This window comes from Phormidesmis priestleyi ULC007 (assembly GCF_001895925.1).
GTDB classification, from domain to species: Bacteria; Cyanobacteriota; Cyanobacteriia; order Leptolyngbyales; family Leptolyngbyaceae; genus Phormidesmis_A; species Phormidesmis_A priestleyi_A.
Map to the genome: position 1 here is coordinate 1 of NZ_MPPI01000057.1, position 24267 is coordinate 24267.

Below are 24267 nucleotides of genomic sequence, written 5' to 3' on the forward strand. Positions count from 1 at the left end.
TGAAACCTTTGCACAAGTCAAGCAGCTATTTGTGCAATTCTTGCAGTCTTACACGTTTGATTTTCCCAAGTTGCGGCGCTATGGCTGATCTTACAACTCAAATAGGACTGCTATAGCTTGGCTCGGCAAATGCACGGTGAAGTGTGAGCCGACTCCGACTTTAGATTCGACCTCGATCGTGCCATTATGCAATTCGACTAACTGTTTGGTGAGGGCTAACCCCAGTCCTGTTCCTTCATATTTGCGGTGATAAGAGGCATCTAGTTGCTGAAACTTTTGAAACAGTAGAGAAATTTCTGCTTCAGGAATCCCGATTCCGGTGTCTTCGACTCGTAAGATTGCCCGTTCTTCATTCACCCAAACCCTCAGTGTGACACAGCCATATTCGGGAGTAAACTTGATGGCGTTACTGAGTAGATTAATCAAAATTTGCGTGACTCGCTGTGGGTCGGCTTGAAAGCGATCGCGGTGCAGGCCTTTCTCTCCACCGTCTTGCTCAACCGATCGCAAAAATTCTGCTCCCGCACTTAAATCGAGGCGAAGTTTTACCTTCTTGAGTTCTGCTTTTTCTTGTAGAGACTCCAGCGCTTGTTGCGCGAGTTGAAAGAGAGAGAACTCACGGATGTCTAATACGGCTTTTCCGGTTTCGGCTTGTGACAAGTCTAGAATGTCGTTAATGAGTGCCAGCAGATGTTCTCCACGACTTTGAATCGTTTGCAAATATTCTTGCTGTTTTTGCAGCGTTAATGCTCCTCTATCATCAGATTGAGTCAGGTGACAGCGCAACAGGGTCGCGGCCAGGCCGATGATGATTGTCAGAGGAGTTCGTAGCTCGTGACTTACCGTTGACAAAAATTCTGTCTTGGCGCGACTTGCCGCTTGAGCCGTGACTAATGTGTCGCGGAGGTCTTGAGTACGATCGAGAATTTGCTGTTCTAAACGGTGAGTCTGCTGCAACTGAGCATGAAGTGCATCTCCGTTCGGTGAAGGGAGCGACTCAAGAGACTTTGAAGAGTGGGGCGTATGCGAGGTCAACCGATCGACTAATTGAAGCGTAAACTGGCTCTGAAGCTCAGAGTCATTAGGCTGAAGTGCCTGCTGGGCCTGTCTAATTTGCTGAAATAGCTCTGATTTAGATAATAAAAGGGTTTCTAAGTGAGTGAGAAAAACGGCAATCTCTTTGGGATCGAAGGTCAATTTAATTTGGCACTCGTCGTCAGATCTGGCAGAATGCGATGCCGTTTCACCTTGCAAAATGGCACTAAATCTCGAAGACGACACCGCAACAAACCGTTCTGCCCCATGATCGTTGAGTTGCAATGGAGAAATCGTCACCTCGGTCAAGATTAGAGCGGTAGGGTTGACCATCTGCTTGAGTAGATCGCCAACCTGTTGAAAAACAGTCCAGGGCAGGGTTTGATGTAAGCTTTGAGTCTAAGAGCTAGGCATATTTCCTGGTCTGGACATGACAAAAATTAAGAGCGGATCATCCATTAAGGATTCGCTTGTATTCCTATTTACACAATGACTCAATTATTGCGGGCAACACGGTGCCGAGTTTGAAGCTTTGCTTAAGTTTAAGAACGCAAATCTGAGGAAGTTCCAATCTATGGGGTTATGGCACCGCAGATCCAATACACAAAAGTCAAACAAAAACGCTCCCGCACTGGGCGAGAACGTTTGTTAAGGTTGTTGTTGTTTTAAATTTGCCACTTTGGAGGCTAAAACTTAGCTCGATCGAATTCAAAGTTACCGTCCACAAACGCGCCGACCTCAGTGTCAACGGTACGACCGAGCATTCCTGAGCGTTTGACTTCTTTCACAAATCCTTCGGTGGCTTCTCTAGCATGCATATCAAGATTGCCTTGGGTAGGAGTCGAATTGATTGAGAAGTCATTCCTGGGCACTTATGAAGTCTTCAGTCGAGATGGCGCTATTCCGGAACGAGATCATTGTTGAAGGTAACTCAAGCAGATTTCAGGAAAGAGGTGAAGTTCTTTAGATTGAAAGCGATCGCACTCAATCCATCGCACCACAAATGCTGTCTCTGTCTCGGTTCCGATAAACTCATCTAGCTGATAAAACTTAGAGTCCACCAAGTCAGCCTGATAAAGCTGAATCCATTCATGTCCGGGCTTGCCCTCATACATAAACAGGTTTTCGCTAAATCCTAAATGTCGAATGTTGCATAATTCTGCCTGGATTTCTTCTTGAAATTCTCGCTTGAGTGCGTCTAAACTGGTTTCACCAAACTCAACGCCGCCCCCCAAAGAGCGATAGAAGAATTCTTGCTTAACGGAGTCGTAACCTTCGGCAACCAGAATGCGATCGCCATCACGAATCAGCCCCAACACCAACGCCCGAATCTGTGGAAGTTTATTCATTAAGTTCAAGACGTTAAAAATTATCTCTGCTCAACTTCAAGAGCTTATGTACAGTTTCCTGAAAAGTGTCTAGTAGGATAAAGCTAAGTGTTGGGAAGGTTGAGCTATGGGCAGGCGTTCAAAAATTCAGTTTGGAACTGATGGATGGCGCGGCATTATTGCCGACGATTTCACGTTTTCTAACGTTTGTAAGGTGACGCGAGCGATCGCTCGTTATCTAGATACGACTTACTCTAAAACTCGTCCCGTTCTCGTGGGCTACGATACTCGGTTTTTGGCAGATCAGTTTGCTCATACGGCAGCCGCAGTTTTAGCAGATTTAGGTTGGCGGGTGCAGATCGTCGATCGAGATTGTCCGACTCCAGTCATTGCTTATAACGCTCGTCACTTGAATTCGGCAGGAGCGTTGATGTTTACGGCGAGTCATAACCCTGCGCCCTACTGTGGAATTAAATACATCCCTGATTATGCTGGCCCGGCGACGACTCAGATCACGGATGCAATTGTTGCCAATCTCGATCGCGTATCCGATGCCCCACCGAGTGGCAATCGTGCCATGATTTCGACCTTTGATCCTAAACCTGCTTATTTGAAGTTTATTTATGGCATTTTGGATGTCGATCGCATTCGTAGCGCCAAACTCAAGGTCAAATATGACGCGCTCTACTCTACGTCTCGTGGTTATCTCGATACGGTTCTAGCTGACTGTGGGTGTGAAGTCGAGAGCTTTCATACCTATCGCGATGTCTTGTTTGGCGGCGGAATGCCCGAACCCAACGGCAAACAACTCGCGGGCTTGGTCGATGCGGTTAAGACCGATCGCGCTGATATTGGGTTATCAACCGATGGAGATAGCGATCGTTTTGGCATTGTCGATGAGCAGGGTAACATTCTTACGCCCAACGTCATTTTGCTGCTTTTGGCACGTCACTTAATTAAAAACAGAGGCAAGCGGGGCGCGATCGTTCGCACTGTGGCAACGACTCGCTTGCTCGATAACTTTGCGGCAACTCACGGGTTAGAACTCTATGAAACCGCAGTCGGCTTTAAACATATCGGTGAAAAAATGCGGCAGACCACCGTGCTGATTGGCGGTGAAGAATCAGGCGGACTGAGCATCATCGGGCACATTCCTGAAAAAGACGGCATCCTGGCAGATATGCTAGTTGCAGAAGCCATCGCCTATGAGGGCAAACCCCTCAGCCAACTTGTGCAAGAAGTGATCAGCGAGGCAGACGGCCCGCTTTACAATCATCGAATCGACTTGCGGCTCACTAATTCTCATAAAAAAGCCGTTTTAGACTCCTTTACTCACAATCCGCCTACCCAAGTTGCAGGCTTTGCCATTAAAGAAGTCGGTCGCAAAGACGGCATTAAGCTCTATCTAGAAGAAGGAAGCTGGATTTTGCTCCGTCCTTCTGGCACAGAGCCACTGATCCGAGTCTATTTAGAAACGAATTCACCCCAAAAAGTCAGTCAGATCGCAGCAGCGATGGAGCGATCGATTCATCAAATCCAACCCGTTTAGGTTCACCGTTTTATGAAATCTCTGGCAACGCTGATCACGTCATTAATTATCGCAGTTTGGATCGGAGCGATCGCGCTTATTTCCGTTCAAAATGCCACGCCCCTTTCACTGCGGTTTCTCAGTTTTCAGCTAGTCGAGATGCCCTTTGGGTTAATCCTCGCCTTTAGCGCTGGGGTCGGTGTGATCGGAACGGCGATCGCGCAGCCTCTACTAGGCTTTTCCAGCCCCCAGCGTGATCAAGACGACGATGACGACTTCTAAACGCTCACCAAGCATAAACCTGTCCATCAATTAGCAACCGAGTGATTCCTTTCGCTTGCAGGTGAGGCGCAGCTTTCTGCAAGATGCGGCTATCAGGAATCTTGATCACACGCTGCGTCCGGATGTTAGAAAACCGCTTTGCAACTCGATGATTATCAAACACAGGTAGCGTCTTCTCTTGAATCTCTTCTGACGGAATTTGCCCCAACTCACCAAATTCTCTCAGGGGGCGGGCAATAAGTTCGGCCGCACGATCGACCACTAAATAACACGTCTTTGGAATCGCCGCTTCAGTCAGTGGCAACACCCGCACAAACGAAGCTGAATTGAGTTGAAGCGACGGCAGCAGTGACCCGCTCTCTTCGTCGTCAAGATCGTCGTCAAGATCGTCGTCAAGACCTTCCTCTAAATCGTCATCAAGATCATCGAGATCGTCTTCCTCATCGTCGTCAAAGGCTTGAGATTCTGTAGCTTCTTCTAACTTAGGGTCAGCCAGCGTCAGAACTTTTTTCACAACAGGCGCAGTGGTTAGCTCTTTCACCACCTCAAAGATTTCCTCGATCGGGGCTTCTGCTTCAGACTCAGCCGACGATCGTTTGCGCGATCGGCGAATGGGAGCAGGAACTACCCGCTCAGACGTAGAATCTAAAGAAACCGAAGCCGCCAGAGGAGTCGGTTCAGGCTCAGAGACTTCAGCGATCGCAGGGGCAGAAACCTCAAGAATATTGCCTTGAATGGGCACCTGATCCGGCTCACGAGAGGGCGCTTCAGAGTTTCGTGAAGCCACCCGCTTTTGCTGAATCAAGCCTTCATATTCCCCAGCAGGCAAAGTGCTTTTGAGAATTCGACTAATGGTTGTGTTGCTCACTCCATATTGATTTGCCAGAGTCAGCGTCGTCTCCCCTGGCTGACGATATAGCTCAACAATTTGGTTTTTGTCAGAATCAGACAGTTTGCGAGGGGTCATGCCACAATCCACGAAAGGCTCAGTCAGCACTTACCATTCTAAGTCCAACCGCCCGTAAAAAGGCTGGAAGACGAGGTTGCCCTTCACCCTTTGCTCTTTTTTAAGCTTGTCTCCGTCCTCCACGGCGCGATCGGCTGAGATCATATTCCAGTGCTGCACCGATGCCAAAGAGCACGCCGCTCAACACCCAAAAGATTTCTAGCAAGCCCCCGCTTTGATAATTTTCGAGTCGGGCTGTCGCATATTTAAACCACATATCAGCGATATACAGCGAGAAAGCGGCCGCCGCGATCATTCGCCAAGACTGCGAAAAGCGCCCTCCCCAAAATGCCAGCAGCAGCGTCGTCGCCACGATCAAGATAAACACGTCAGCCATGACGTAGAAATAATCTAGAAACGTTTTGAATGGAGCCAACGTGTCTTCAATGGCAGATACCCAAGCAGGGGGCTTTTGTTCCTCTGACTTGACGGGTGCTGCTCTCAGGACAAAAGGCAGCACAGAAGGCGCTGTTTGAGGAGAGGGCACCGCTTGAGGCACAAGTGGCTGCACTTTAGGCGTTTGTGAACCCGGCTTAGGTGCGACCTGGGTTGCCTTAACCGTAGGTTTTGCCGGAGTCGCGATCGTTTGGGCAGAGACTGGCTCAATTCCAAAGAGATCGGCACTCGCGGTTTTTTCGGGAGAAATCGTCAACCAGGTCGCGAAGGCAATGCTAATCGTGGCGATTCCGGCAACGATGCCCCACTGCCAGACTTCTAGATTGAGGCGACGATCGGCAAACGCCATCACCATGCCCCACCCTAGAAACAGATAAGCCGGGACGTAGAAGAAATCTCCGGGTGAGACTGCGGCATCGCGCCCTAAATAGGTTTCCCAGAAGGTGAATAGCACTCCCCCCACGAAATAACACAACATGCCCATGCCAATGCCAAACCAGACTTTGCGACCGCTCACGATCTGGGGGCTGCGCCAGTTTCTAAAACACAAAATTGCGGCGGCTAAGAAGGCAACCACTTCAAAAACAGACGTGCCGTAGGAATACCAAACCGGACGGTCTTGTCCGGGTTCAGCCACACTAAACAGCAGAAAAAATAGCAGCGCCAGCACCGCCCAGATAATTTCTGCAAAGACGATCGCTTGCACAGACAGAGACTTAGCCGCAGATTTATCGATCGAAGTACTCATATCACAGTTACAAAGGTAGAGCGATTAGATGGAATGAAGGGAAGCGAGAGCGATCGTGGATGGTTCTCGAAGTTAGCGCCACAGATTACCACCTGGCGATCGAGTCATCCAAGCCAAAAAGCGGGCACGTTCCCCAGAAGGCAAGTCTTGCAAAGCTTCTAACGTTCGGAGGACGAAGGGAGATTTGCCGAAGTAGTTTTTGCCAATGCGGTGCAACTCTTGCAGGAGCAGCGTCAGGTGGTTTTCTTGCCAAGCTGGTGTTTGCAGACTGTTGAGCGGATTGATGGTCAAAAGCTGCTTAATAGCATCAGGCGACTCGGTTTGAGGAAACCGACCTTGCCGAAACACGTCAGCCATCGCTTTTTGAAACGTGACGGCCTGTTTTGTGCCCATCAAGTCTTCGATGTCGATATACATCGCTTGTAGCATTAGCAGACAGGCTTGAGTAAACATGGGAGTCGTTGAGCCACTTACCTCACTCTCGTGGGTTTCGTGGGCAAGCTGATCGAGCCGCACTTTGCCCCAAATGCTATAGCGATCGGGTTCTTCTAATAAAACGCAGGCTTTGCCCTGATTGTCAGTCAAATCGCGCCACAATGCCCTCGCCTCTTCTTCTTGATTGGCGTTAAACACACTGATTAAGCGAAATGTGACCCCCTGATAGGTGAGGATCGGAATTTTTTGATCTCGTTTGGGATGTTGGATGCTGGAGATTTCCACATCCTGCCGTTTCAGAATGAACATAAAACAGCTAATTATCTCCTATCAAGGTTAGGGGTAAGGTTGGCGGCGTGAGCTTGAGCCATGATATAGCTGCAAGTTTCTATTCAAAATGGTCTCTCTGCTAGAGTCGGCAAAGAGAAGGCAACCGGAAGTGCGATATTAAAAGACCATTGTCTTGCAATTTCTGTCATTAACACACTTTTATCAACACACTTTCTTTAAATTCCCTTTTTCTGGCTTTTAGTGTACTCATAGTCAGAGAAACCCTGCTTTATTTATGATATTGAGATATTTATTGAGAGCTCTGCCAGTCTACGAATTAGAACAAGTCTGTCAGGAAGTTTCCACAAACTTGCTAGGATTGTATAGTGCTTAATCAGTCAGAGATAAAAATCTAGCTATTTCGCAACAGGGGCTCTTAGCTCAGTGGATAGAGCAACCGCCTTCTAAGCGGTCGGTCACTGGTTCGAGCCCAGTAGAGCCCGTCTTGAATGATTGATCAGCAACAGAGAAGTGGGGGAACGATCGTCCACTTCACCAAATCTTAATTCTGTCAAAAAACTTAATAATTAACTCCCTGGAAGCTTATCATTTCGCTATGTAAGGGTAAAAGAGCCTTCATTCGCGAGAGGAAATCAGGCAATGGTTGAATGGATTACCAACACCATGAGTGCGCTAGGCTACTGGGGCATCGGTCTCCTAATGTTTCTAGAGAACCTTTTTCCACCTATCCCGTCAGAGTTGATCATGCCGTTGGCAGGGTTTACCGTATCTAAAGGGCAGATGAACTTTCAGTATGCGGTTTTGGCAGGAGTGCTAGGAGCGTTGCTGGGAGCGTTACCTTGGTACTATGCAGGCAAACTGGTGGGTGAAGAGCGGTTAGCAGCGATCGCTGATCGCTATGGCAAGTGGTTTGGGATCTCTGGCGCAGACATCGACAAAGCCAATCGTTGGTTTTATCGTCACGGCAACAAAGCGGTGCTGTTGGGTCGTTTGGTGCCCGGAATCCGAACGCTAATTTCTCTACCAGCCGGAATCAGTGAGATGCGGTTAGCCCCTTTTTTGGTTTACTCCACCATCGGCACCACGATTTGGACAACGATATTAACCTACGCTGGATATTTATTAGGAGAACACTACGATCGAGTCGATGACTATTTAGCCCCCGTCTCAAAGATTGTTTTAGGGGGTTTAATCGTGGCATTGGGGGTGTGGTTGGTGCGACGGAAGCAAACGCAGCGTCTGAAGTGAGGAAAGAATGAATTTTGATGCGGCTCATTTGGGGCAGTGGTTTAAGGAGATTGGCCCGATCACGGCTCATTTAGTAATTTGGGCGATCATCTTTGCAGAGTCTGGGCTGTTGATCGGATTTTTCTTGCCGGGAGACAGTCTCTTGTTTACGGCTGGGTTTCTAGCTTCCCAAAACATTCTCAGCATTCAATATCTGGTATTGGGCTGTTTTGTGGCTGCCGTTTTAGGCGACAGTGTGGGCTATCTGACCGGAAATCGATTTGGACGAAGATTATTTCAGCGAGAAGATTCTTGGCTGTTTCACAAAAAGCACTTAGTCTCTGCTCAAGGATTTTATAAGAAATATGGCAAAAAAGCGATCGTGTTGGCGCGATTTGTGCCGATCGTTCGCACCTTTGCGCCCATCGTGGCAGGGATCGGGGCAATGCACTACCGCACGTTTCTGTCTTATAACGTCATCGGTGGATTTATCTGGACGTTTGGCGTGACGCTGTTGGGCTATTCTTTAGGAGCAGTGATTCCAGATGTCGATAAATATCTGTTGCCCATTATTCTAATCATTATCGTCGTTTCGCTTCTGCCTTCTGTCTTTCACATCTACCAAGAACGCAACAAGTCCAGCCGCCATTGAAACACCGTTCTAACTACTGGCAACTATCCACCTATCTTCGCCCACAGTGGAAGATCATTGCTCAGGCAATGGTTTGTACGCTGGTGTTTACTGCAACGTGGCCTATTTTAGCGTGGCTAGCGGGGCGTATGGCAGAACGGATCGGCGCAGGCAATGTGGGCGCGATCGCCGAATTGACTAGCTTTGCGGCAGTCGTTTGGGTTGGGCAAAAGCTGGTGCAATATGGGCAAGACACTCTGATGGCAAAAGCCGCCTTGTCGATCGCTCTGCAACTGCGCCAAGAAACTTATGCCCATCTGCAACACCTCAGTCTCAGCTATTTTGAGACGATGCAGACTGGAGATCTGGCCTATCGACTGACGGAGGATGTCGATCGGATTGGAGAAGTGGTCAACAAGCTCTTTCATGAGTTTGTGCCCAACGTTCTGCGGCTAGTTGCGGTGCTGGGCTATATGATTTGGGTCAACTGGCAACTGACTCTGGCAACCCTAATCGTCGCGCCGTTGCTGGCAGTGTTGATCGGCTGGTTTGGAGAGCGGCTTCGTAAACTGTCTCATCGCAGCCAAAGTCGGGTTTCTGATCTGTCGGGGCTGATTATTGAAATGTTGAGCGGTATTCGCTTAGTGCAAGCGTTTGCGGCAGAAGAATATGTCATCGATCGCTTCAGTCGTGAGGCAGAACGCAATCGGCAAGCCCGTTATGCAATGGAGCGACTTAGAGCCTCTCAATATCCAGTCGTCGGTTCGCTAGAGGCGTTAAGTATGCTGTCATTACTGCTGTTAGGCGGCTGGCAGATTTCTAAAGGGCAGTTGACTGGCAGCGGATTTATTAGCTATGTGACTGCTGTTGCGCTGTTGTTTGAGCCGATCGCCACCATTACCAGCAGTTATAACGAGTTTAAGCAGGGAGAAGCGTCAGTCGATCGGGTTTTTGAGCTGCTGTGGTTAAAACCGACGATCGTGGAGAAGCCGGACGCGCCGATGCTTGCCCCCGTGATGGGGAAAGTAGAGTTTGGCAACGTCACCTTTTCTTATCAGCCCGATCGTCCGGTGTTGCAAGACTTAAATCTCTTGGTTTTGCCGGGGGAAATGATCGCCCTCGTCGGGGCATCAGGAGCCGGAAAAACGACGCTAGTGAATTTGATTCCCCGATTCTACGATCCCCAAATCGGTGATATTTGGTTAGATGGCACTAATGTGCGAGATGTCTCACTTCGCAGTTTGCGGCGACAGATTGGGATTGTGCCTCAAGAGACGACCTTGTTTTCGGGGACGATCGCTCAAAATATCGCCTTTGGTCAGCTTGATTTTGATTTAGATGCCGTCAAAGAAGCCGCCAAAATTGCCAATGCACATCAGTTCATCAGCCAACTTCCAGAAGGCTATAACACCTGGGTCGGTGAACGCGGCGTAAATTTGTCGGGCGGACAGCGGCAACGGCTGGCGATCGCGCGGGCGATGTTGCTCAATCCTCGAATTCTGATTCTCGACGAAGCCACGTCAGCCCTCGACTCTGAATCGGAATCACTGGTTCAAGAAGCCTTAGAGCGAATCATGCAGGGGCGCACCGTATTTATCATTGCTCACCGTTTGGCAACCGTGCGGCGTGTCGATCGTATTTTAATCTTAGAAAAAGGTCGAGTCGTAGAATCCGGCACTCATTCTGAACTCATTGCCGAAGGGGGGCGTTATGCTCGATTCTATGCCCAGCAGTTTAGCTAGCGGCTGAGATGCCCTATCCACGATCTCTTAAATGGAATACTCCATTCACGCACCCAACCCATTTATTTGCAAAAACTTGCCTCGACTGTTACCCGATTGGTCGCAACCCGTGCGATCGGTGCTGGTTGTCTTGCAGCCCTCTCAACTGGAGTTGATGCAGGTTACGCCAGAAACCGATGCTCAAAAGCAACAGCTTCGGCAACGGTTTTTAGAATTTGGGCTGAAAATCGTCTGCAAGCTTCGGCAGTTGGGGTATTTAGCAGACTTATTTGATCCGCGAACCGGGCAGCCCTTGCTCTCGCAAGCTGGAACGCTGCGGCTGGATGATGTGGCAGTGGTGCGATCGACGTTAGGCTATTCCACTACCCAATTTGGAAACTGTTGCAGCATCTTGCATCCCCATTGGGGCAGCGCTGTTTATCCCTCGATTTTGATTTCTTCGGCAGAGTCTAGCCAGGTCAAATCAGCGATCGTCGAAGTAGAGGGCTTGCTAGAAACCCACCATTCTTTAAGCGGCTGCGGCAGTTTGACCGAGTAGAGCGTCATTACCAGCGGTTCTTGCATCGCTTGACCGATAATTTCGACACTATAAGAAGGACTGTTTCTCGTCGCCAAATCGGCAATCAGACGTTTGCCGATGCGCCGCCAACTGGGTTCTTTGCTGTGCCACTCAAGGCGACAGCAAGGATAAGGAAGGGTTTCTCGATCGAACAATCGACAGCAAGCACCGATGACTCGATAGCTAAAATGAGCACCCGGACTAAAAAAAATCTGCCCATGTTTAAATGGGTGAGACATTCGAGAATGTTGCCCTGAGACTCGATCGTCGAGCCGACTTTTACTTTTCTGATTGGGGAGATTCACGACTGACCCAAATGCAAATGGTTAAACAGATAGCAGATAGAGAGACTTCAGGCTTAAAGTCCCTCTTACTCTCTACGATCCTAGAGCATGGCTTTCAAATCGGGGCAATTTTTAGGGCAAAACTGGGAAGCCCTCACTCGATCTCACTGCTCTTAAAATTATCGATTCCCTCTACCGTCCAGTTTGGGTCGATCAGTCGAGGTAAGAAAATTCCTAGCCCGATCGTCGTTGCGTCATTCATAAACCAAAGAGCATTTTGCCCAGTGCGGTGGTTGCGCCAGAGAATGTCTAATGTTCCATCGCCGTTATAGTCTCGAAAGCCTTCTATGTGCCAACTCAAATCAGTGACCGGAGTCAGATAAAGAGCTTTCTCAACCTTCATGCCGTTCAGTTGCCAAAAGGCGTTCTCGCCCGTGCTGTAGTTGCGCCAGAATATATCGGGTTTGCCGTCGCCGTTGAAATCTCCAACGCCTTGAATCTGCCAATTTGAGTCAGGAACGCTGGGCAGATAAGTGCCCGACTCTAAGGTGGTTCCCCTCATTTTCCAAAAGGCAACCTCTCCGGCTTGACTGCGCCACAAGATATCTAAATTGCCATCTTGATCAAAGTCTTGAATTGCCTGCATCTGCCAGCTAAGTCCTGGAGTCGGCAAGAAAATTCCTTCTTTAACGGTCATACCGTTGAGCGTCCAGATGGCGGCTTCACCCGTGCCGTTGTTATACCAGAAGAGATCTAAGAAACCATCGCGATCGAAGTCGCCCACTCCTTCAATGTTCCAGGCAGGGTCATAAACGGGCGGTAAGTAAACTGGCACGTTGAAAGTAGTGCCATCCATCTGCCAAAACGCAACCGAGCCATCTCGATAATTGCGCCAGAGAATATCCACGGATCCATCTCGATTAAAGTCACCCGTTGCTTGAATTCGCCATCCCAAATCTGTGACTTTGGGAAGCGACACCTCGCCCGCATAAGGACTGCTATTCAGTTTCCAAATATCGGTTTCGCCCGATCGAGCATTGTGCCACAGCAGATCAAGGTTGCCGTCGCGGTTAAAGTCACCGATGTCAGAGATCAGCCAGTTGCGATCGGAGCGAGTTGGCAGCGTCAGACTCGTTCCATAAGTCGTGCCATTCAGATACCAAAGCTTGTTCTCACCCGACTGGGTGTTATGCCAGAGAATATCTAAATTGTTGTCTCGGTTGAAATCACCAATCTTCTGAACCTGCCAAGTAGAGTCTAGAGACGTAGAGAAAAGTGAACTCGTGGTGTAAGTTGTGCGGTTTAGTTGCCAGGTTCCGATCTCATGGGTCGTTTTGTTGCGCCACAGCAGGTCGAGGCTGCCGTCGTTATTAAAGTCTCCGATGCCTTCAATACCCCAGCTTGAGCCTGAGACGGTGGGCAGATAAACGACACTTGAAAACTTTGCGCCATCTAGCAGCCAGAATGCGTCTTCACCCGTCTGGTCGTTGCGCCATAGCAAATCAACTTTACGATCGCCGTTAAAATCGCCAATGCCTTTGATCTGCCAGCTTAGGTCGGTCACAGGCAATAAATAAGAAACGTCAACAAAGGTGGTTCCATTCAGATTCCAGGTAGCGATTTCCCCGGTTTGGTAGTTGCGCCATAGCAGATCAAGTTTGCCATCGCCCGTAAAGTCTGCAATGCCTTCTACCTTCCAGGACAGGTCTGGCACTCTAGGCAAATTGGGTGCCGTGACGATAGAGCCAAAATCCGTCCCGTTCATCAGCCAGAGGTTGATCTCCCCAGTCGCAGCGTCGCGCCAGAGAATGTCTAGACCCCCGTCCCCATTGAAGTCTCCTTTCCCTTGAATCTGCCAAGTAGCCGCTTGGGTCGGCAACTGGCTACTTCCAGCAAAGGTGGTGCTGTTGATCTGCCACAAAAGCGGGTCGCCCGTCTGCTGATTGCGCCATAAGATGCCCGAATCGCCCATAATGCCTAAATCTTTGTCGTCATTAGCGATCGTGCTTGTGGCACTTATTGCAGTGGTCAGGGTCGCGTTCATTGGGTTTGTCACATTAAGTTGGAAGGTTTCGTCTTTCTCAAAGCGAGTGTCGCCTATAGCGTTGACGGTTAGATTCTGACTCGTCTCACCAGGACTGAACGTGAGCTTGCCGGAAATCGCCCTGTAGTCGTTTCCTGCGGTGGTTGCCGTGCCATCTGCGGTGCTGTAGTTGACAGTAATTGTTTCACTGCTCGCTTCAGACAAGGCAACTGTGAAGACGTAAGGAGTAGCGCCACCAGGGCCTTCTAGTTGGCTAATAGTGTTGGGTATCAGGCTAATGGTGGGACGCGTATCGTCATTCGCGATCGTGGCAACAACACTTCTATTGGTGGTTGAAATTGTACTGCCGATCGCAGCATTGCTGAGACTAACGCTAAAAGTCTCATTGTCCTCATACTTTGTGTCACCGTTGGCAAGTATCGTAAAGGTTTTGCTGGTTTCGGTGGGGGCAAAGGTGAGTTTTCCAGCCGCTTGCAGATAGTCGTTGTCCGCGAGAGTCGCAGTCCCGTTTGTGGTGTCATAATCGACGGTAATCGGTTGGCTGCTGGCATTTGTGAGCGTCGCCGTAAACACGTAGGGCGTGGTGCTGTTCTTGCCTTCGGGCTGATTGGCGGTTACAGTCGCGAGGCTAATCGTCGGTATGGGATCATCATCGACGATCGTGCCTGTGATTGTGTTTGTCGGCAGAGTCGCGTTGCTGACGTTGTTCAAATTAACGTTAAAGGTTTCATTGCTCTCATATTTCGTGTCACCGATCGCAGACACGCTGATAGTTTTGCTGGTTTCGGTGGGCAAAAACGTCAGAGTTCCAGTGGCGCGAGAGTAGTCGTTGTCGGCGATCGTCGCGTTGCCATCGCTCGTATCGTAATTAACCGTGACAGTTTTGTCAGTAGGATTCGAGAGGTTAACCACAAACAAATTAGGACTCGTTGCGTTTTCGAGTTGACCCACGTTGGCAGTGAGGCTAATGGTCGGCGTGAAATCATCGTTGAGTAAGGTGCCAGTACCTTCACCTGCTCCGGTAATATCTGCATTATTGGCCTTGGTCAATTGAACGATGAACGTTTCGTCTGACTCCAGCTTGTTATCGCCATTGGCAGACACGGTGATCGTCTTTTTGAGTTCGCCAGGGTTAAAAGTCAGCTTGCCCGAAGTTTGGGTGAAATCGTTATCTACGATCGTGGCTGACCCATTGCCCGTCCCATAATCCACCGTTACAGTTTGGCTGCTAGGATTTGAGAGCGTGACCACAAACTCGATCGGCGTAGTTTCGTTACTCAACCCTTCGCGCTTAGTCGGGCTGTCAATGTTCAAAGTCGGACGCTTATCTTCATTGGTTAGCGTTGCCGTTCCGCGCCCATCGACGGCTGAAATATCTGCGTTGCTACTAGGGTTTTGCAGATCGATAAAGAAGCTTTCATCTGGTTCTAGCGTGTCGTCTCCGGTTGCCAGCACCGTGATTTTTTGGTTGAGCGTGTTGGGGGCGAAAGTGAGAATGCCAGCCTGAGTGATGTAATCATTGTCTAAAGTTGTAGCCGAGTTGTCTTTTGTGGTGTAGCCAACTGTCACCGTTTCAGGCGTGATTGTTGAAAGAATGACATTAAAGACATAAGCAGCCGTCGCCCCTTTGTTGCCCTCGTTTTGAGTTACGCCGCTATCAATGCGAATGGTCGGGCGAGGCGGATTGTCGTCATTGAGCAACGTGCCTTTGCCCACCCCAGCGGCGGCAGAAATCGTCGCGTTGGTTACGATCGCAGGATCAAGGTTGACGAAAAAGTTCTCATCGGGTTCAAAAGTGGAATCACCATTTGCCAGGATCGTTATTTTCTGGCTTAAGTCATTGGGATTAAAGGTAATGATGCCCGCAGCAGAAGCATAGTCATTGTCTGTTGTGGTTGCTGATCCATTGCCCGTAGCATAGTTGACGGTGATTGTTTCACTGCTGGAGTTAGACAGGTTCGCCGTAAAGACATAAGGTGTGGTGCCACTCTGTCCCTCTTGTTGAGAAACGTTGTCGATGCTAACAGTGGGGCGAGAATCATCATTGACGATCGTCACCGTTCCCTTTCCAGAAACCGCCGATACATCTGCGTTTCCAGCTTGGCTGAGATTGACGGTGAAGTCTTCGTCACCTTCAAATTTGGTGTCGCCTTTGCTTGAAATGGTGATCGTTTTGTTGAGTTCTCCGGGGTTGAATGTGAGTGTTCCAGATGCCTGAATGTAGTCACTATCGGCTAGAGTTGCCTTGTTGTCTGCTGTGCCATAGTTAACAGTGACGATTTCAACACTGGGGTTAGAGAGACTGACTGTGAAGGTGCCACTCGTGCCTTCAGTGATGCTGATTTTTTGATCGATGCCGATCGTCGGTTGGAGATCGTCGTTTTTGATCGTGCCGATGCCGATGCCCTCAGTCGCAGAAATCAGTGCGCCCGTGCTGGGGTTCTGCAATTTGACGTTGAAGGTTTCGTCTCCTTCTAGCTTGGAGTCACCATTTGCGAGAACGGCAAAGGTTTGGGTCAATGTGTTGGGCGCAAACGTCAGGGTGCCAGTTTTAGTTTGGTAGTCGAGATCAGCGATCGTCGCCTTGTCATCCTGAGTCAGATATTCGACCGTAATCGGATCGCTGCTCGTGGCAGAGAGACTGACGGTAAAGATCAGTTCAGTCGTGTTTTGATCGCCTTCTTTCTGACTCACACTGTCAATTTTTAGCGTTGGAGCTGTGTCATCATTAGCGATCGTTCCTTTGCCCTGATTTTTGAGAATTCCAGCTTGTGTCGCATTGCTAAGATTGACAAAAAAGTCTTCATCTTTCTCTAAATTCGCATCACCATTTGTGATCACCGTGATCGTTTTAGAAATTTCATTAGGATTGAATGTAACTGTTCCTAAAGCGCTTATATAGTCATTATTAGCCTTTGTTGCAGCATTGTTAATAATCGTGCCATCAGCCGTTGCAAAGTCAACTGTAACGGTTTGATCGGTGGGATTGCTCAAGCTAATCGTAAAAAGATTAGTTTTTGTCGTGCTTTGATTTCCTTCAAGATTACTCACGTCGTTGATGCTGATTAAAGGAATCAGATCATCGTTTGTGATCGTTCCGGTTGCACTTGAGGTGGAAAGCGTGGCGTTTTGAGGCGTGTTGAGATTAACTAAAAATGCCTCATTTCCCTCATACTTATCATCCCCCGTTCCTAAAACGGTAATCGTTTTGCGGGTTTCGTTGGGTGCAAAGGTGAGGCTTCCAGTGGTGGCTTGATAGTCTTGGTCGGCGATCGTAGCCGACTGATCAGCCGTACTGTAATTCACCGTGATCGTTTGATAGCTGGCATCAGACAGCGTGACAACGAAGCTAGAAGGAGTAGTGCCACTATTACCTTCTAATGCCTCTGCGTTGGCGATTTGAATGGTCGGAGCAGTGTCGTCAGAAGTAATGATGCCAGTTGCCTGCTCAGTAGCAGAGAGGTTGGCATTCTTGGCATTGGTCAGCTTAACAAAGAACTGCTCGTCTGTTTCAAACTTAGTATCGCCTTGAGAGAAAACCGTGATGGTTTGACTCGTGGTGTTCGGCGCAAAGGTGAGGGTTCCGGTGGCGGCAGTATAATCGTTATCGGCGATCGTCGCGGTGTTATCGATCGTCGCATAATCTACCGTAATTTCTTCACTGCTGGCTTGGCTGAGATTGACCACAAACTGGTAAGGAGTATTCGCCCCGCTCGTGCCTTCAAGCTGTGAAGCAGGCGTTGTAATGCTCAAAGTTGGACCCGGATCATCATTGAGAATCGTTCCGGTAGCGACGCTGGTAGCAGGTGCGATCGTGCCATTAATGGGATTGCCCAACGTTACCTTGAAGGTTTCATTGTTCTCAAATTTGGGGTCTCCGTTGACTAACACGCCAAAGGTTTGAGTCAGTTGACCGGGAGCGAAGGTTAGTTTGCCCGTCGTGTCGGCATAGTCGTTATCTACTAAAGTTGCGGTGTTGTTGGTGGTGGCGTAATCGACGATCACGGTTTCGGTGCTGAGATTTGAGAGACTCGCCGTAAAGATCAGCGGCTGAGAACCACTGTCGCCTTCAGCTTGACTGATATCGGCGATCGCGATCGTCGGTCGGCTGTCATCATTTTGAATCGTGCCTGTCGCATTCACGGCTGTGGTGAGCGTCGCGTTAGTCGCACCATTCAGCGTCACGGTGAACGTTTCATCTGGCTCAAATTTGCTATCGGCAGTCACACCAACTGCAAGGGTTTGGCTAGTCTGACCCGGAGCAAAAGTAACGCTAGCAGTCGAAGCGGGCACATAGTCACTGTCTAAACTGGTCGCGGTGCCGTCTGCGGTGCTGTAAGTCACAATCACGTCTTGAGTACTAGGCTGAGACAAGGTGACGACAAAAGGAAACGCGGTAGGAGTCGCACCTGTGCCTTCTAGCAGCGTAATGGGTGCCGCACTGAGGCTAACCGTTGGAGTCGCGATTGCCCTTGCTTGCGATAACTCTGAGGTGTTGCTACTAGCATCAGTGGCAGTGGCGGTGATCAACTGTCCGAGGGCACCTCCCGAAGCGGTAAAGCTAAAGTTTCCGGTGCCGTCTGCGGCGGTCGTGACATCGGTAAAACCGAGGAACGTTTTGCCTTGAGCGGTGCCCGTCGCGTCGTTGCTAAAGAATTCAACCCGGAATTGAGTGCCTGGAGTGCTGTTGAGCGTTCCAGCGATCGCGGCTCCCGTTCCGACCAATTCGGCGATCGTCAACACTGGGAAGTTTTGAAGATTGTTGGCTCCGACATCCAAATCGCCTGCGTCGTTAGCAGTTACGCCATCTTTACCGAGGTCAATGCCTAAGCCCGTATTGCCCGTAAAAGTGTTGCTCTCAATGCGGTTTCCGGTGACAGTGCCGACGATCGCGACTCCCGATCCTTTGTTTGCCGAGAGATCGTTTTGCCGAATTGTGTTGCCGCCTTGGGTGTCGATCAAAATGCCATCTTGGGCGAAGTTTTCGATCGCGAGTCCTTTAATAGTGCTGCCCCCAGCGGTGAGGTGTAAGCCGCTTGCCGTAGTTCCGGCGGCCGTGCCATCTAGGACAATTAAAGGAGTGTTGGTGAATCCGGTTTGGGTGGCACCGTCGATCGTAACCACATCACTAATTACAGGCAGAGCAGATTGCAGTGCGATCGTTTGCACGCCAGTCCCCGGAATGGCAAAGCTAATTGTATTTGCGCCAGCGAATGCGTTCGCGTTAATAATTGCCTGACGGAGTGATCCTTCTCCACTATCACTTGTGTTGGTGACAACAGTATCGTTTGCCAGAATCGTGCTCGTTGCTGTATTATCACTCGTGCTGATCGCGTATCCTAAATTAGTTGCATCTGCTGTGATGAATAGCTTTAAAGTTTCGTCTGCTTCTGCTGTTGCATCATCTTTAGGAGTCAGCTTCAAATCGATCGTGTTTGCACCCGCTAAGAATTTTAGAATGATCTCAGTTGCAGAGAAGCTGACGATCGTGGCAAATGCCGAATCAACCGACCAATCGTAATCACTTGAAGAAGCAGTGCTGGTCGGGTCGATCGCAAGTTTAACGGTCAGTTCTCCCGTTGTAGTGCTGCGCTTAATTTGATAGGTTGACGGATCGTTAGAGGGAGTTGCTTCGTTGGCAGTTGCGTCGATCGTGGTCAAACTTACTAGGGGCAGTAGTTCTTGACCAAACACATCAAATTTGTTGTTAAAGTCGCCTGTGACCAGATCGCCCGCATCGCTCATAAAGGCAATATAGCCACCACTGTCACTAATCACCGGAACTTGAGAAGCTCCTTTTCCGCTATCGGTGCCAGCACTGTTGTTGCTGATCAGCGTTGTTTTGTTGAGCAGCAGATCTCGAACAAAAATATCTTGAGCGCTGTTAGTGTCACTGGCAACGAGGTTATTAGAATAGCTGACAAATGCCACAAATCGTCCGTCTTGACCAATCAACGGGTTAAACGATCCGGTGCCGCCAAATGAACCCCCTGTGCTGGTGCCTGTGCCGCTTCCTGTCCCATCTTTATCGACGCTGACTAAGATCGTTCGGCTCTTGGTAGGGTCATTAATATCAATTTCGCGAACAAACACATCTTGAGCATTGTTGTTATCAGTCGCGACCAGCGTATTAAAGGTGCTGGTAAACGCGATATAAACCTTGCCCCCATAGCTGCTGATCACGGGACTCGACGCAAACGCCCCACTTGCAGGCGCGCCCCCAGTCACGGTGCCATAAGTTCCTGAAGAATCGACGCTCACTCCCATAGTCGTGTTCTTCACCAAATCGCGAATAAACACATCTTGAGACGCATTGTTATCGGTGCCAAACAGATTGGTTGCACTGCTAGTAAAGGCAACGTAATGCCCATCACTGCTAACCACTGCATTGTTAGAGTCTGCGTTGGCGATCGCACCCCCGCTATTCTGACTAATCAGTGAGATGCCGCTAGTCTGACGATCCCATAAAAATATCTGTTTTCCGGTTGTGGCACCCGTTGCTAAATTTGTGCCGTCGCTAGTGAAGGTGATTAATCGTCCATCATCACTAATCGACGCATTCTCAGATGTGCCATCGCTGCTGTTTGTGTTTCCATTAGCGTGACTAACCAGCGTGATTGTTTTTGACGATCGCTCCCAGACAAACACATCCTGTTTAGCGTTGCCATCCCCATTCACTAGATTGGTTGCCAGACTTGTAAAAACTACATATTGACCATTACCGCTAATAGTCGGATTGATTGAAGCACGATCGCCGATCGTTGTTCCACCGTTGACTTTGCTGATCAGAGTCAGGGTGTCAGGCTGCGATCGCTCCCACAAGAAAAGATCGGATGTTCCATTAGTGTCTCCTGAAACGAGGTCAGAGGCATCACTCACAAAGACCACAAACTGACCGTCACGACTAATCACCGGATTGAAAGAATTGCCATTTCCAGAAACCTTAGCTAGATTGCGGCTAATCAACGTGACTGTTTTGGTCTGATTATCTCGAATAAATACATCCTGAGCGCCATTTGCATCATTAGACGCTAACTCAGGAGCCTTGCTCGTATAGACCACATAGCGACCGTCTGCACTGACAGCATTGCCCGCCGTTAGCGTCGAATCTTCACTTCCGGTTTTAGGCATGAGCGCCGGATCATTGCTCTGACGAGACACCAAGCTAATCGTGCCGATCGGTTGGGCAACACTGGGCAACAGGGCAATAAACACATCGGCAGCGCTGTTGCCATCGCGATCGACCAGATTGCTGGCTTGACTAGTAAACGCCACAAACGCCCCGTCTGCACTGATCACCGAAGGGGACACTGCGAGGCTAGCGGGATCGTCTGCTGGAGAATCATTATTTCCGATCGCGTCAACACTGCGGCTGACTAAAGAAGTGGTGTTAGCCGTTAAATCACGCACGAAGACATCGCGCTTGCCGTTCGTGTCATCGGCAACTAGATTGCTGGCACTGCTGGCAAAACTAATTCGCTTGCCGTCTCCGCTAATAGAAGGGTCAGACGACCCATCATTGCCAAACACTCCAGCGGTGTTGCCACTCACCAAAAAGGTAGTGAGCGCATCGATTTCTCTGACAAATACATCTTGTTTGCCGTTAGCGTCGATCGCGTTCACCAAATTCGTAGAGTAGCTGGTGAACGTGACATATTTTCCATCGCCGCTAATCACGGGGTTAAGCGAACCGCTATCGGCAAACGGGTTTTCTAAACTGTTGCTGCTGTTCGTTCTAGTGCTGTTAAAGCTGATTAAGCTGATCTTATTGGCAGTTGTGCTGGCGCTGTCCCACAAAAAGATGTCTTGCGTGTTGTTGTTATCAATTCCATCTGCCACGAGGTTAGTAGCCGCGCTGACAAACGCGATGCGGCTACCATCGTTGCTGATTACAGGGTTTATCGATACGTCGTTTGCCCCACCAACGCCAGGGGTCAACGAGGTGCTGATCACGGTCATCGTGTCATTAGCACGGCTCCAGCGAAATACGTCTTCAGTTGAGCCATTAGGATCAGACCCAGCGAGAGGGAGATTAGTCGCATTGCTGCTAAACGCAACATAATTGCCATCCCGACTCATTGAGAAACCCGTCGAAACCCCTTTATTGCCGCTTCCTGATTTGTTACGGTTGCGACTAACGAGCGTGACTGCATTACTACCCGCTGACCCATCCCACTGAAAGACATCGGGTTGATTGTTTCCAGCATTGTCAGCCGGGAACGAAGTCAAATTAGTTGCATTGCTCAAAAACGCTACATATTGACCGTTTTCACTAATGACAGGGTTATAGGAGTCTTCATCCTGGCTTGCGGTGCCGTTATTTGTAGGGCTATTTGTCGCGCTCACTAGCCGAATCGTGTCTGTGCTGGTAGTGCTGTTCCATTTCCACAAAAACACATCTTTTCGAGTATTTTGGTCACCAGAGGCAATATCAGCCGCATCACTGACAAACACCACAGACAAGCCATCACCGCTGATCACTGCGTTAGATGAAGCCCCATTCGCGCTGCCTGTTTTGCCTGCATTGTGGCTCACGAGTTTAAGCGTTTGAGTCTGACGATCGAGCCAAAACACATCCGATTTGCCGTTTTTATCATCAGCAACCAAACTGCCAGAATTGCTAGTGAAGACGATATAGCGTCCGTCGTTGCTCACAGAGCTACTGCCCAGGGTGCCGCCCGTGCTGTCACTCGTGCTCAATAAAGACGGATCGATCGGAGACAGCAAATCGACAGGCAGCAAATGATCATAATTTGCCAGCGTGGATGCCTGAAAGACAAGACCCGTCGCAATATTACCCGTGTGGACTTCTAAAGCCCAGTTGCCGCCAGCCTCGCGATCGCCCGTTTGATCGATCGATGCGGCGATATCTGCCCCGGTGATCTGTCCCAAACGCTGCACAAAATTACGACCCTGCTCTCCTTGAGCGACATTACAGCCATAAAGCAAAATGTCAGCATCCTCAGTCAACGCCTGCGACCATGAACCTAGCTGAGAGGTATAGCGATCGAGACTTGTCGCATCCAACTCGGTGGTGCCTAGCTGCAAGCCGCCTGTCTCGCCATGAGAAATGATATGAATGCTAGAAATTCCGGTGCGCCCCAAGAGGGTTTGAGTGATCTGGGTGACTGCATCTGCGATCGGGTCGAGAACATGAACCTCAGTTCCAGAAGTCACGCCTGCTACCAGGCTCTGATAATCGGAGACATTGGAATCAATAAACAGTAAAGACGTAGCTGCACGAGTTTGCAGGGCGAGAGTAGGAAGCAGATTTGCTAGAGGATCGCCAACCGCAGGCAGAGCAGACACGGCAGCATCAGAGGATAACACATAACGGTTTGAGGCGGATGACCCAGCAAATTCCATGACGTTGAACTCCTCGCAAAGTGACCGGGGATGAGAGATAAGGGCATAGCCAAAGCTAGTTTTCCCAGAACGCCAGTAGAACACACATTTCTGAGAACAAACACGCAAATTTTTTATCTTCAACAGTCAACTTTTTACAATCTCTTGATAGAAAATTTCGGCAACTACGAAGGCGATCGCTCTCTAGCATGGGCTAGTAGGCTTTTGAACGTCAGATTGGAATAGACTGGAATGATGTTTGCAAATTTCTTGCCTGCTGAAGTCGCCCGTCTGAGCGAAGCTACCTCGATCGCCCTGGCACAGCAGATGACTCGTCAGGCGATCGCCACTCCCTTGAGTGCTGACCCGATCGCCACGGCTTACATTCATCAAGGCAGCGGCGGAACTCCAATTTTGCTGCTGCATGGGTTTGATAGCTCAGTCTTCGAGTTTCGACGACTCTTGCCACTTCTCGCCGCCCAGCAAGAAACTTGGGCAGTCGATTTGTTGGGGTTTGGGTTCACAGACCGCCCGATCGGAGTCTCTTTTAATCCGATCGCGATCAAAACTCATCTCCACGCATTTTGGAAGACGTTAATCGATCAGCCCATGATTTTAGTGGGTGCCTCTATGGGCGGTGCAGCAGCGATCGATTTTACGCTCACCTATCCCGAAGCGGTGGCAAAACTTGTGCTCATTGACAGCGCTGGGTTTGCCGTAGGCCCGGCAGTGTCGCGGTTTTTGGTGCCGCCCCTTGGCTATCTGGCAACCGAATTTTTGCGCCAGCCCAAAGTCAGGCGGCAAGTCAGTCTCAAAGCCTATGCCGATGCGAGTTTTGTGACTGCCGACGCACAGTTGTGTGCAGCGCTACACTTGCAGTCACCTCAATGGAGTCAGGCAATGATTGCTTTCACAAAAAGCGGGGGCTATAACTTTCTGACTGATAAGATTTCGCAGATCGACAAACCGACGCTGATTCTTTGGGGCGACTCTGATCAGATTTTGGGCACCCAAGACGCAGAGCGATTTAGAAAAGCCATTCTCACCAGCCGACTCGTTTGGGTTGAACACTGTGGGCACGTTCCCCATTTAGAGCAGCCTCAAATCACAGCCGCTTGCATTCTAGAAAATTTTGAGTGATGAAAGCTGTCGATTAACACTTTATCTGTCGTCTCAACAAAATTCTGTCATGCACCTTGGAAGGGCTGAAAGTCTTGCCAGACATAGCTTTCTAGAGTTTCATGTCAGCTCATTGCTGATTTAACTAGTAACTTGAGTGTTGTGATGTCATGAGAGAAAAATAAGACCCGCGACTCGCGGACTACGGATGCGAGAACTGTTTTTGTTGCTTGGCAAACAAGTTAGTAAACACTTGCGCGGCTGCCT

General features: G+C 49.5%; 14 protein-coding genes, 1 tRNA gene and 1 pseudogene. 8 read left to right on the forward strand and 8 right to left on the reverse strand.

Annotation, left to right across the window (positions count from 1 at the left end; translation table 11 throughout):
* Positions 1-90 precede the first annotated feature (90 nt).
* The 3 genes from BRW63_RS24845 to BRW63_RS24855 form a co-directional block, all read right to left on the reverse strand.
* Positions 91-1368 carry a sensor histidine kinase gene (locus BRW63_RS24845; RefSeq protein ID WP_073075034.1) on the reverse strand — a complete coding sequence of 426 codons (1278 nt, stop codon included), beginning with the start codon at positions 1366-1368 and terminating at the stop codon, positions 91-93.
* A gap of 353 nt (positions 1369-1721) precedes the next feature.
* Positions 1722-1853 carry a hypothetical protein gene (locus BRW63_RS29720; protein WP_262983569.1) on the reverse strand — a complete coding sequence of 44 codons (132 nt, stop codon included), beginning with the start codon at positions 1851-1853 and terminating at the stop codon, positions 1722-1724.
* A 96-nt stretch (positions 1854-1949) separates the two neighbouring features.
* Complete coding sequence (locus tag BRW63_RS24855) at positions 1950-2384, reverse strand: NUDIX hydrolase (RefSeq protein WP_073075036.1); 435 nt, start codon at positions 2382-2384, stop codon at positions 1950-1952.
* Between the two features lie 106 nt (positions 2385-2490).
* On the opposite strand from BRW63_RS24855, the gene BRW63_RS24860 reads away from it, so the two are divergent.
* Both BRW63_RS24860 and BRW63_RS24865 read left to right on the forward strand, forming a co-directional pair.
* Positions 2491-3912, forward strand: a complete 1422-nt coding sequence (locus BRW63_RS24860; protein WP_073075037.1) for a phosphoglucomutase/phosphomannomutase family protein — start codon at positions 2491-2493, stop codon at positions 3910-3912.
* 12 nt (positions 3913-3924) lie between these two features.
* Complete coding sequence (locus tag BRW63_RS24865) at positions 3925-4173, forward strand: DUF1049 domain-containing protein (protein WP_073075038.1); 249 nt, start codon at positions 3925-3927, stop codon at positions 4171-4173.
* Positions 4174-4177: 4 nt separating this feature from the next.
* Here BRW63_RS24865 and BRW63_RS28610 read toward each other — a convergent pair whose 3' ends face one another.
* The 3 genes from BRW63_RS28610 to BRW63_RS24880 all read right to left on the reverse strand — a co-directional run bounded on the left by BRW63_RS28610 (position 4178) and on the right by BRW63_RS24880 (position 7067).
* Positions 4178-5140, reverse strand: a complete 963-nt coding sequence (locus BRW63_RS28610; RefSeq protein WP_073075047.1) for a helix-turn-helix domain-containing protein — start codon at positions 5138-5140, stop codon at positions 4178-4180.
* 100 nt (positions 5141-5240) lie between these two features.
* Positions 5241-6323, reverse strand: a complete 1083-nt coding sequence (locus BRW63_RS24875; RefSeq protein ID WP_073075039.1) for a hypothetical protein — start codon at positions 6321-6323, stop codon at positions 5241-5243.
* Between the two features lie 72 nt (positions 6324-6395).
* The gene (locus tag BRW63_RS24880) at positions 6396-7067 is read right to left on the reverse strand and encodes an Npun_F0813 family protein (RefSeq protein WP_073075040.1); all 672 of its coding nucleotides are present in this window, start codon (positions 7065-7067) and stop codon (positions 6396-6398) included.
* Positions 7068-7458: 391 nt separating this feature from the next.
* Here BRW63_RS24880 and BRW63_RS24885 point away from each other — a divergent pair.
* The 5 genes and pseudogenes from BRW63_RS24885 to BRW63_RS24905 form a co-directional block, all read left to right on the forward strand.
* Positions 7459-7531, forward strand: a tRNA-Arg gene (locus BRW63_RS24885).
* Between the two features lie 157 nt (positions 7532-7688).
* Positions 7689-8297 carry a DedA family protein gene (locus tag BRW63_RS24890; RefSeq protein WP_073075041.1) on the forward strand — a complete coding sequence of 203 codons (609 nt, stop codon included), beginning with the start codon at positions 7689-7691 and terminating at the stop codon, positions 8295-8297.
* A 7-nt stretch (positions 8298-8304) separates the two neighbouring features.
* On the forward strand, positions 8305-8928 hold the full coding sequence (locus BRW63_RS24895; RefSeq protein ID WP_073075042.1) for a DedA family protein: 624 nt from the start codon (positions 8305-8307) through the stop codon (positions 8926-8928).
* Positions 8925-10649, forward strand: a complete 1725-nt coding sequence (locus BRW63_RS24900) for an ABC transporter ATP-binding protein (protein WP_073075043.1) — start codon at positions 8925-8927, stop codon at positions 10647-10649. The genes BRW63_RS24895 and BRW63_RS24900 overlap by 4 nt, the downstream gene beginning before the upstream one ends.
* A gap of 31 nt (positions 10650-10680) precedes the next feature.
* Positions 10681-11043 (forward strand): annotated as a pseudogene (locus BRW63_RS24905) (methylmalonic aciduria and homocystinuria type D protein); the annotation flags it as partial.
* Positions 11044-11066: 23 nt separating this feature from the next.
* Here the strand turns inward: BRW63_RS24905 and BRW63_RS29210 are convergent.
* Both BRW63_RS29210 and BRW63_RS24915 read right to left on the reverse strand, forming a co-directional pair.
* Positions 11067-11513: a hypothetical protein gene (locus BRW63_RS29210; RefSeq protein ID WP_244913283.1), complete on the reverse strand. Its 447-nt coding sequence runs from the start codon at positions 11511-11513 to the stop codon at positions 11067-11069.
* Between the two features lie 133 nt (positions 11514-11646).
* Positions 11647-22902, reverse strand: a complete 11256-nt coding sequence (locus BRW63_RS24915) for a Calx-beta domain-containing protein (RefSeq protein ID WP_073075046.1) — start codon at positions 22900-22902, stop codon at positions 11647-11649.
* A gap of 231 nt (positions 22903-23133) precedes the next feature.
* Here BRW63_RS24915 and BRW63_RS24920 point away from each other — a divergent pair, with 231 nt between their 5' ends.
* Positions 23134-24021, forward strand: a complete 888-nt coding sequence (locus tag BRW63_RS24920; protein WP_317615847.1) for an alpha/beta fold hydrolase — start codon at positions 23134-23136, stop codon at positions 24019-24021.
* Positions 24022-24267: the final 246 nt, after the last annotated feature.

Excerpts from the sequence above, each read along its gene's own strand:
- BRW63_RS24845 (WP_073075034.1), bottom strand. The coding sequence starts at position 1,368 with ATGGTCAACCCTACCGCTCTAATCTTGACCGAGGTGACGATTTCTCCA.
- BRW63_RS29720 (WP_262983569.1), bottom strand. The coding sequence starts at position 1,853 with ATGCATGCTAGAGAAGCCACCGAAGGATTTGTGAAAGAAGTCAAACGC.
- BRW63_RS24855 (WP_073075036.1), bottom strand. The coding sequence starts at position 2,384 with ATGAATAAACTTCCACAGATTCGGGCGTTGGTGTTGGGGCTGATTCGT.
- BRW63_RS24860 (WP_073075037.1), top strand. The coding sequence starts at position 2,491 with ATGGGCAGGCGTTCAAAAATTCAGTTTGGAACTGATGGATGGCGCGGC.
- BRW63_RS24865 (WP_073075038.1), top strand. The coding sequence starts at position 3,925 with ATGAAATCTCTGGCAACGCTGATCACGTCATTAATTATCGCAGTTTGG.
- BRW63_RS28610 (WP_073075047.1), bottom strand. The coding sequence starts at position 5,140 with ATGACCCCTCGCAAACTGTCTGATTCTGACAAAAACCAAATTGTTGAG.
- BRW63_RS24875 (WP_073075039.1), bottom strand. The coding sequence starts at position 6,323 with ATGAGTACTTCGATCGATAAATCTGCGGCTAAGTCTCTGTCTGTGCAA.
- BRW63_RS24880 (WP_073075040.1), bottom strand. The coding sequence starts at position 7,067 with ATGTTCATTCTGAAACGGCAGGATGTGGAAATCTCCAGCATCCAACAT.
- BRW63_RS24890 (WP_073075041.1), top strand. The coding sequence starts at position 7,689 with ATGGTTGAATGGATTACCAACACCATGAGTGCGCTAGGCTACTGGGGC.
- BRW63_RS24895 (WP_073075042.1), top strand. The coding sequence starts at position 8,305 with ATGAATTTTGATGCGGCTCATTTGGGGCAGTGGTTTAAGGAGATTGGC.
- BRW63_RS24915 (WP_073075046.1), bottom strand. The coding sequence starts at position 22,902 with ATGGAATTTGCTGGGTCATCCGCCTCAAACCGTTATGTGTTATCCTCT.
- BRW63_RS24920 (WP_317615847.1), top strand. The coding sequence starts at position 23,134 with ATGATGTTTGCAAATTTCTTGCCTGCTGAAGTCGCCCGTCTGAGCGAA.